A 4,381-nucleotide genomic window follows, 5' to 3' on the forward strand; every position below is an offset into this window, starting at 1 on the left:
CCGCCGCCCACGCCCCACCCCCGCACACGACGAAGGCCCCACACCGTTCGGTGCGGGGCCTTCGTGCGGCGCTCAGGAGATCAGAGCGACGCAACCTTCTTCGCGATGGCCGACTTGCGGTTCGCGGCCTGGTTGCGGTGGATGACACCCTTGCTCACGGCCTTGTCGAGCTTCTTCGACGCGGTGGCCAGGGCGGCAACGGCCTTGTCCTTGTCGCCAGCGGCAACGGCGTCGTTGGTGTGACGGATGAACGTCTTCAGCTCCGACTTGTAGGCCTTGTTGCGCTCGGTGGCCTTGAGGTTGGTCTTGATGCGCTTGATCTGCGACTTGATGTTCGCCATGTGTAGCTCCTGCTTCGTCTCGTACGGGTGGGCGCGACCGCGGGGTAGAGGGGCCCTCGGTCGCATCGCGTTCCACCCGTGGGCGGGGAACGCGCAAGCCAGCCACCAACATTACCAGGCGAACGGCCCGCCACCAAAGCACGAAACACCGCCGGATCGGCGTGATCTCGCGGCAACACGCACCGGATACGGTGTCGGGCATGCCATCCCTCGCTCCTCGGATCGACACCGTGCCCGCCTCTGGCATCCGGAGGGTCTTCGAGCAGGCAGCGCTGCTGCAGTCCGCCGGCACCCCGGTCACGATGCTCGTGATCGGCGAACCGGACGTGCCCGTGGCACCGCACATCGGTGACGCGGCCCGTCGCGCGTGGACCGAGGACCGTACCGACTACACGCCGAACGGCGGCATCGCACCCCTGCGCGAGGCGATCCGCGACAAGCTCCGCCGCGAGAACCGCATCGAGGCCGACCTCGAACAGATCTGGATGACGATCGGTGCGACGCAGGCCCTGTTCCAGGCGATGACGCTGACGCTGAGTCCCGGCGACGAGGTCCTGGTGCCGGATCCTGGTTACACGACCTTCACGATGAACGCGCACATCCTCGGGGCCACGCCAGTGCCGTACCGGCTCGAACCGCAGCACGGGTTCGAACCCGACCTCGAGGCACTCGAGGCGAGCGTCACCGAGCGCACCCGTGTGCTCGTGGTGAACTCGCCGTCGAACCCGCTCGGCTCGGTGTTCGGCGAGGACACCCTCCGCGCGCTGCTCTCCTTCGCGAAGCGGCACGACCTGTGGGTGATCAGCGACGAGGTCTACGAGTACTTCACCTACGGCACCCGCCACGTCAGCCTGGCTGCGCTCGACGAGGACGACCGGGTGTTCTCCGCGTTCTCGCTGAGCAAGACCTACGCCATGACGGGCGTCCGGGTGGGGTACCTCGTCACGCCGAAGGGTCTCGGGCCGACGATGCGCACCACGCAGGAGGCGATGATCAGCTGCGTCGCCGAACCCGACCAGTACGCGGCGCTGGCGGGGATCGTGGGGGACCACTCCGCGGTCCGCGACGCCCGCGAGCACTACCGGGCGAACCTCGAGGTCGCGAAGGAGGTCCTCGACGCCGCCGGCATCCGGTACCTCGACCCGCGCGGCGCCTTCTACCTCTGGGTCGACGTGTCGCACGCCTCGGACGGCGACGTCGCGGCGTGGGCGCTCGGCCTCCTGCAGCGCGAGGCCGTCGCGGTCGCGCCCGGCAGCGCGTTCGGCCGCACCGGCGAGGGCTGGATCCGCGTCTGCCTGGCCGCCACCCCCGACGACCTGCGGCGCGGCCTGGGCGCGTTGCCGGCGCCGGCGCACGCCTCCGTCTGACGGGCGATCGCGGCCAGGAGGCCCGGTGCCGGTCGGCGCGACAGCGCACGGTGCGCAGTCCTCCACCTGGTGCGAGGATGCTCGCCCCGTGCCGCGCAGCATCCGGTCACGGGGCGGTCAACCGCGCACGGGCCCGCCGACCTTGCACCGTGCGGGGCCAGCACGCCGGCGCGAGGGCGCACCAAGCGCGCGTCGCATGGACCCGCGCAGCCGCGCCGTGCCTCCAGAGCGGGTGAAGCATGGGAGACTGGGCCGACCGTCCGACCCACCTGAGGAACCGTGAGCCCACAAGCATCCGCTCCGCTCGAGCCCGCCGCGACCCCGGCCGGCGCGATCCGCAACTTCTGCATCATCGCGCACATCGACCACGGCAAGTCCACGCTGGCCGACCGCATGCTGCAGATGACCGGCGTCGTCGAGGAGCGCGCGATGCGCGCGCAGTACCTCGACCGCATGGACATCGAGCGCGAGCGCGGCATCACGATCAAGTCGCAGGCCGTCCGCATGCCGTGGGAGCTCGACGGTGAGACCTTCGCGCTCAACATGATCGACACCCCCGGGCACGTCGACTTCTCGTACGAGGTCTCCCGTTCCCTGGCGGCGTGCGAGGGCGCGATCCTGCTCGTCGACGCCGCCCAGGGCATCGAGGCGCAGACGCTGGCGAACCTGTACCTGGCGCTCGAGAACGACCTCGAGATCATCCCGGTCCTCAACAAGATCGACCTGCCGGCAGCCGAACCCGAGAAGTACGCGGCCGAGCTCGCGCAGCTGATCGGCGGCAAGCCGGAGGACGTCCTGCGCGTCTCGGGCAAGACCGGCGTCGGCGTCCCCGAGCTCCTCGACCTGGTGGTCCGGCGTGTGCCGGCACCGGTCGGCGACGTCGAGGCCGCGCCCCGCGCGATGATCTTCGACTCGGTCTACGACAGCTACCGCGGCGTCGTCACGTACATCCGGATGATCGACGGCTCGATCAAGCCGCGCGAGAAGGTCCAGATGATGTCGACCAAGTCGACGCACGAGATCCTCGAGATCGGGGTGTCGAGCCCCGAGCCGATCCCGACGAAGGGGCTCTCCGTCGGCGAGGTCGGCTACCTGATCACCGGCGTGAAGGACGTCCGCCAGTCCAAGGTCGGCGACACCGTCACGAGCGCGCAGAAGCCCGCGACCGAGGCCCTGCCCGGCTACACGGACCCGAAGCCGATGGTGTTCTCGGGCCTGTACCCGATCGACGGGTCGGACTACCCGGACCTCCGCGACGCGCTCGACAAGCTCAAGCTCTCCGACGCGGCCCTGGTCTACGAGCCCGAAACGTCCGTTGCGCTCGGCTTCGGCTTCCGCTGCGGGTTCCTCGGCCTGCTGCACCTCGAGATCATCACCGAGCGGCTCTCGCGCGAGTTCGGCCTCGACCTCATCACGACCGCGCCGAGCGTGATCTACGAGGTCACGAACGAGGACAACTCCGTGACCGAGGTCACGAACCCGTCCGAGTTCCCCGGCGGCCGCATCGTCGAGGTCCGCGAGCCCATGGTCCGCGCGGCGATCCTCGCCCCGAAGGACTACGTCGGCGCGATCATGGAGCTGTGCCAGTCGCGTCGCGGCTCGTTGCTCGGCATGGAGTACCTCGGCGAGGACCGCGTCGAGATCCGCTACGAGATGCCCCTCGGCGAGATCGTGTTCGACTTCTTCGACCAGCTGAAGAGCAAGACGCAGGGCTACGCCTCGCTCGACTACGAGCCCATCGGCGACCAGGCGGCCGACCTCGTCAAGGTCGACATCCTGCTGCAGGGCGACCAGGTCGACGCGTTCAGCGCGATCGTGCACCGCGACAAGGCCTACGCCTACGGCACGCTGATGACCGAGCGGCTGCGCAAGCTCATCCCGCGCCAGCAGTTCGAGGTCCCGATCCAGGCGGCCATCGGCGCGCGGATCATCGCCCGCGAGAGCATCCGCGCGATGCGCAAGGACGTCCTGGCGAAGTGCTACGGCGGTGACATCACCCGCAAGCGCAAGCTCCTCGAGAAGCAGAAGGAGGGCAAGAAGCGCATGAAGACCATCGGTCGGGTCGAGGTCCCGCAGGAAGCCTTCATCGCAGCGCTCTCCGGCGACGTGGAAGAGAAGAAGAAGTAGCGACGGGTCAGCGGGTCCGAGCGGCCCGCGCCCGCAGCACGGCCAGGCAGAGGGCCGGGAGGCTCGCGGCGGCCAGTCCCGCCAGTGCGGTCCGCAGGATGACCAGCCCGGCGGCCGCACCGAAGTCCGTCTGCTGGGTCGCGGCGATCCCGGATACGACGGCGCCGAGGGCCAGGGCGATCGTCACGGCGCCGAGCCACTGCGGCATCCGCGTGGCCCGGTGCCGCCGCACGGCGGACACGAGGCTGGCGCCGAACAGCAGGACCCCGGCTCCGGCGCAGCACGCACCGACCGCGGCGATCGCGTTCGCGGTGTCGAAGGTGTCCCACTGCGCGGCCGGCGTGGCGACGTACCGCGTCGACGAGCCGATGCTCGCCGTCGTCGCGTCGACGAGGACACGCGCGAGTGCGGCGGCGCCGAAGGCGACGAGCGTGAGCGCGGCGAGCGTCGTGGTCCGACGGTCGACGGACCGCCAGGGCGCGGGGGTGGAGCGGGGCCTGTCTCTTATACACATCTGACGCTGCCGACGATCTTACGCGTGTAGAT

The 4,381-nt window shown here is 69.8% G+C and carries 3 protein-coding genes; 2 read left to right on the forward strand and 1 reads right to left on the reverse strand.

Annotation, left to right across the window (positions count from 1 at the left end; all coding sequences use genetic code 11):
- Positions 1-80: 80 nt before the first annotated feature.
- Positions 81-341, reverse strand: coding sequence for a 30S ribosomal protein S20 (rpsT, locus tag GVL05_RS19635; protein WP_111085752.1), 261 nt, complete (start codon positions 339-341; stop codon positions 81-83).
- A gap of 200 nt (positions 342-541) precedes the next feature.
- Here rpsT and GVL05_RS19640 point away from each other — a divergent pair, with 200 nt between their 5' ends.
- Positions 542-1,708, forward strand: coding sequence for a pyridoxal phosphate-dependent aminotransferase (locus GVL05_RS19640; RefSeq protein WP_159574230.1), 1,167 nt, complete (start codon positions 542-544; stop codon positions 1,706-1,708).
- Positions 1,709-1,987: 279 nt separating this feature from the next.
- On the forward strand, positions 1,988-3,835 hold the full coding sequence (gene lepA / locus GVL05_RS19645) for a translation elongation factor 4 (RefSeq protein WP_123292544.1): 1,848 nt from the start codon (positions 1,988-1,990) through the stop codon (positions 3,833-3,835).
- The last annotated feature ends 546 nt before the right edge of the window (positions 3,836-4,381 follow it).

This window comes from Curtobacterium sp. 18060 (genome assembly GCF_902706105.1).
GTDB lineage: Bacteria > Actinomycetota > Actinomycetes > Actinomycetales > Microbacteriaceae > Curtobacterium.

Bases quoted from the DNA above. Each gene is read 5' to 3' on its own strand.
- rpsT (WP_111085752.1), bottom strand. From the start codon at position 341: ATGGCGAACATCAAGTCGCAGATCAAGCGCATCAAGACCAACCTCAAG.
- GVL05_RS19640 (WP_159574230.1), top strand. From the start codon at position 542: ATGCCATCCCTCGCTCCTCGGATCGACACCGTGCCCGCCTCTGGCATC.